Below are 5,426 nucleotides of genomic sequence, written 5' to 3' on the forward strand. Positions count from 1 at the left end.
ACGGGTGTGTTGTTTGAGAACTCAATAGTGTGTTTGGTGGTTTTTGTTTGTTGTTTTTTTGGCCACGTCTTTTTTCCCGTTTAGGGCGTGGTTGTTTTGTGATGCCAGTTTTGGTGTCTTTGGTCAGATTGTTCTGAACGTTTTTGTTTGGAGAGTTTGATCCTGGCTCAGGACGAACGCTGGCGGCGTGCTTAACACATGCAAGTCGAACGGAAAGGCCTCCTTCGGGGGGTACTCGAGTGGCGAACGGGTGAGTAACACGTGGGTGATCTGCCCTGCACTTTGGGATAAGCCTGGGAAACTGGGTCTAATACCGAATACACCCTTTTGGTCGCATGGCCGTTAGGGGAAAGCTTTTGCGGTGTGGGATGGGCCCGCGGCCTATCAGCTTGTTGGTGGGGTGATGGCCTACCAAGGCGACGACGGGTAGCCGGCCTGAGAGGGTGACCGGCCACACTGGGACTGAGATACGGCCCAGACTCCTACGGGAGGCAGCAGTGGGGAATATTGCACAATGGGCGCAAGCCTGATGCAGCGACGCCGCGTGAGGGATGACGGCCTTCGGGTTGTAAACCTCTTTCGCTCACGACGAAGGGTGACTGACGGTAGTGAGAGAAGAAGGACCGGCCAACTACGTGCCAGCAGCCGCGGTAATACGTAGGGTCCGAGCGTTGTCCGGAATTACTGGGCGTAAAGAGCTCGTAGGTGGTTTGTCGCGTCGTCCGTGAAAACTCACAGCTTAACTGTGGGCGTGCGGGCGATACGGGCAGACTGGAGTACTGCAGGGGAGACTGGAATTCCTGGTGTAGCGGTGGAATGCGCAGATATCAGGAGGAACACCGGTGGCGAAGGCGGGTCTCTGGGCAGTAACTGACGCTGAGGAGCGAAAGCGTGGGGAGCGAACAGGATTAGATACCCTGGTAGTCCACGCCGTAAACGGTGGGTACTAGGTGTGGGTTCTTTCCTAAGGATCCGTGCCGTAGCTAACGCATTAAGTACCCCGCCTGGGGAGTACGGCCGCAAGGCTAAAACTCAAAGGAATTGACGGGGGCCCGCACAAGCGGCGGAGCATGTGGATTAATTCGATGCAACGCGAAGAACCTTACCTGGGTTTGACATGCACAGGACGCTGGCAGAGATGTCGGTTCCCTTGTGGCCTGTGTGCAGGTGGTGCATGGCTGTCGTCAGCTCGTGTCGTGAGATGTTGGGTTAAGTCCCGCAACGAGCGCAACCCTTGTCTCATGTTGCCAGCACGTGATGGTGGGGACTCGTGAGAGACTGCCGGGGTCAACTCGGAGGAAGGTGGGGATGACGTCAAGTCATCATGCCCCTTATGTCCAGGGCTTCACACATGCTACAATGGCCGGTACAAAGGGCTGCGATGCCGTGAGGTGGAGCGAATCCTTTTAAAGCCGGTCTCAGTTCGGATCGGGGTCTGCAACTCGACCCCGTGAAGTCGGAGTCGCTAGTAATCGCAGATCAGCAACGCTGCGGTGAATACGTTCCCGGGCCTTGTACACACCGCCCGTCACGTCATGAAAGTCGGTAACACCCGAAGCCGGTGGCCTAACCCCGTGTGGGAGGGAGCCGTCGAAGGTGGGATCGGCGATTGGGACGAAGTCGTAACAAGGTAGCCGTACCGGAAGGTGCGGCTGGATCACCTCCTTTCTAAGGAGCACCGTTTTCTTTTCCCCCGTGCCTCACATCGGTGAGGGGTTCGCGGTTGGGATATGTGTGCCGGCGCCTGTAGTGGGCGTTTGGTGGGTGCAACAGCAGACAGGTCGCTGCGCGGGAAACGCGGCGGCGAAAAGATCATCGGACACACTATTGGGCTTTGAGGCAACAGGCCCGTTGTTGATCCCCTTTGGGGGTTGGGTTGTTGTCGCCCTGCTTTGGTGGTGGGGTGTGGTGTTTGATTTGTGGATAGTGGTTGCGAGCATCTAGCACGCATTGGCGTTGGCTTGCCTTTTGTGGTGGGTTGACGGTTTTGTGTGTTGATGTGCAATTTCGAGTTTTTTAACTCAAATACTTTTGGTTTTGTGTTGTAAGTGTGTAAGGGCGCATGGTGGATGCCTTGGCACTGAGGGCCGATGAAGGACGTGGGAGGCTGCGATATGCCTCGGGGAGTTGTCAACCGAGCGTGGATCCGAGGATGTCCGAATGGGGAAACCCGGCGCGAGTGATGTCGCGTCACTGGCTGGTGAATGTATAGCTGGTCAGGGGTAACGCGGGGAAGTGAAACATCTCAGTACCCGTAGGAAGAGAAAACAATGGTGATTCCGTGAGTAGTGGCGAGCGAAAGCGGAGGATGGCTAAACCGGATGCATGTGATACCCGGCGGGGGTTGTGTGTTCGGTGTTGTGGGGCGTTTCTTTCTCAGGTCCGCCGGCCTGGGCAGAAGTGAGCAACCGTGGTGTTAGGTGAAGTGGCCTGGGATGGTCTGCCGTAGACGGTGAGAGCCCGGTAACCGAAAACATTGCGGCTTCTGGGAAGCGTTTTTCCCCGAGTAGCAGCGGGCTCGTGGAATCTGCTGTGAATCTGCCGGGACCACCCGGTAAGCCTGAATACCTCTCAGTGACCGATAGCGGATGAGTACCGTGAGGGAATGGTGAAAAGTACCCCGGGAGGGGAGTGAAAGAGTACCTGAAACCGTGTGCCTACAACCCGTCAAAGCCCTCCTTTGTGGTGGGGTGATGGCGTGCCTTTTGAAGAATGAGCCTGCGAGTCAGGGACATGTCGCGAGGTTAACCCGGGTGGGGTAGCCGTAGCGAAAGCGAGTCTGAATAGGGCGTATCCAATCCGTAGGGGTTGGTGTAGTGGTGTGTTCTGGACCCGAAGCGGGGTGATCTACCCATGGCCAGGGTGAAGCGACGGTAAGACGTCGTGGAGGCCCGAACCCACTTAGGTTGAAGACTGAGGGGATGAGCTGTGGGTAGGGGTGAAAGGCCAATCAAACTCCGTGATAGCTGGTTCTCCCCGAAATGCATTTAGGTGCAGCGTTGCGTGTTTCTTGCCGGAGGTAGAGCTACTGGATGGCCGATGGGCCCTACTAGGTTACTGACGTCAGCCAAACTCCGAATGCCGGTAAGCAAGAGCGTGGCAGTGAGACGGCGGGGGATAAGCTCCGTGCGTCGAGAGGGAAACAGCCCAGATCGCCGGCTAAGGCCCCTAAGCGTGTGCTAAGTGGAAAAGGATGTGCAGTCGCAAAGACAACCAGGAGGTTGGCTTAGAAGCAGCCACCCTTGAAAGAGTGCGTAATAGCTCACTGGTCAAGTGATTGTGCGCCGATAATGTAGCGGGGCTCAAGCACACCGCCGAAGCCGCGGCAGCACAGATTTTGGTCTGTGTTGGGTAGGGGAGCGTCCTGCATCCGGTGAAGCAGCGAAGTGATTCAGTTGTGGAGGGTGTGGGAGTGAGAATGCAGGCATGAGTAGCGATAAGGCAAGTGAGAACCTTGCCCGCCGAAAGACCAAGGGTTCCTGGGCCAGGCCAGTCCGCCCAGGGTGAGTCGGGACCTAAGGCGAGGCCGACAGGCGTAGTCGATGGACAACGGGTTGATATTCCCGTACCCGTGTGTGTGCGCCCCTGATGAATCCGTTCTGCTAACCGCCCAAACGGTGGTCTACCAACCTCTTCGGAGGGCGGGGATCACCTGCTGCGTGGGACCCGGACGGGTAGTAGTCAAGCGATGGGGTGACGCAGGAAGGTAGCCGTACCAGTGAGTGGATGTACTGGGGTAAGCCTGTAGGGAGTCAGATAGGCAAATCCGTCTGGCATTGTTCCTGAGAGGTGATGCATAGCCGAGTGAGGTGAATTCGGTGATCCTATGCTGCCGAGAAAAGCCTCTAGTGAGTGCACACACGGCCCGTACCCGAAACCGACACAGGTGGTCAGGTAGAGAATACCGAGGCGTACGAGTGAACTATGGTTAAGGAACTCGGCAAAATGCCCCCGTAACTTCGGGAGAAGGGGGACCCACGCACCGTCAACACCCTTGCGGTGGGCAGCGGGGGTGGGTGGCACAAACCAGTGAGAAGCGACTGTTTACTAAAAACACAGGTCCGTGCGAAGTCGCAAGACGATGTATACGGACTGACGCCTGCCCGGTGCTGGAAGGTTAAGAGGACCCGTCAACCCTCTTCGGGGGGTGAAGCGGAGAATTTAAGCCCCAGTAAACGGCGGTGGTAACTATAACCATCCTAAGGTAGCGAAATTCCTTGTCGGGTAAGTTCCGACCTGCACGAATGGCGTAACGACTTCTCAGCTGTCTCAACCATAGACTCGGCGAAATTGCACTACGAGTAAAGATGCTCGTTACGCGCGGCAGGACGAAAAGACCCCGGGACCTTCACTACAACTTGGTATTGGAGTTCGATACGGTTTGTGTAGGATAGGTGGGAGACTGTGAAGCCCAGACGCCAGTTTGGGTGGAGTCGTTGTTGAAATACCACTCTGATCGTATTGGGCCTCTAACCTCGGACCGTTTATCCGGTTCAGGGACAGTGCCTGGTGGGTAGTTTAACTGGGGCGGTTGCCTCCTAAAATGTAACGGAGGCGCCCAAAGGTTCCCTCAACCTGGACGGCAATCAGGTGACGAGTGTAAGTGCACAAGGGAGCTTGACTGCGAGACGGACATGTCAAGCAGGGACGAAAGTCGGGACTAGTGATCCGGCACCCCCGAGTGGAAGGGGTGTCGCTCAACGGATAAAAGGTACCCCGGGGATAACAGGCTGATCTTCCCCAAGAGTCCATATCGACGGGATGGTTTGGCACCTCGATGTCGGCTCGTCGCATCCTGGGGCTGGAGCAGGTCCCAAGGGTTGGGCTGTTCGCCCATTAAAGCGGCACGCGAGCTGGGTTTAGAACGTCGTGAGACAGTTCGGTCTCTATCCGCCGCGCGCGTCAGAAGCTTGAGGAAACCTGTCCCTAGTACGAGAGGACCGGGACGGACGAACCTCTGGTCTACCAGTTGTCCCACCAGGGGCACCGCTGGATCGCCACGTTCGGACAGGATAACCGCTGAAAGCATCTAAGCGGGAAACCCCCTCCAAGACCAGGCTTCTCACCCATCAAGTGGGATAAGGCCCCCCGCGGACCACGGGATCAATAGACCAGACCTGAAAGCCTAGTAATAGGTGCAGGGAACTGGCACTAACCGGCCGAAAACTTACACACAACCAAACTCGCAACCACACCCCCACAACAGTCAAAAAGACTGCACCCCACCACCAAACACACCCTTATTTGGTGAACAACACAATAGAGTTACGGCGGAAATAGCGACAGGGAAACGCCCGGTCCCATCCCGAACCCGGAAGCTAAGCCTGCCAGCGCCGATGATACTGCCCAACCCGGGCGGAAAAGTAGGACACCGCCGAACACACACACAAGAAATGCCCCCCAACACCCTGGGGGGCATTTCTATT

Annotated in this window: 3 rRNA genes; all 3 read left to right on the plus strand. The window is 56.7% G+C overall.

What is annotated here, in order from left to right:
• Positions 1-144: 144 nt before the first annotated feature.
• The 3 genes from CQY20_RS33095 to rrf all read left to right on the plus strand — a co-directional run bounded on the left by CQY20_RS33095 (position 145) and on the right by rrf (position 5,380).
• Positions 145-1,668: ribosomal RNA gene (locus CQY20_RS33095) — 16S ribosomal RNA — on the plus strand.
• Positions 1,669-2,042: 374 nt separating this feature from the next.
• Positions 2,043-5,175, plus strand: a 23S ribosomal RNA gene (locus tag CQY20_RS33100).
• 91 nt (positions 5,176-5,266) lie between these two features.
• Positions 5,267-5,380 (plus strand): 5S ribosomal RNA (gene rrf / locus CQY20_RS33105).
• The 16S, 23S and 5S rRNA genes sit together here, the layout of an rRNA operon.
• Positions 5,381-5,426 lie beyond the last annotated feature (46 nt).

The sequence above is a fragment of the Mycolicibacterium agri genome (assembly GCF_002553505.1).
Lineage (GTDB): Bacteria > Actinomycetota > Actinomycetes > Mycobacteriales > Mycobacteriaceae > Mycobacterium > Mycobacterium agri.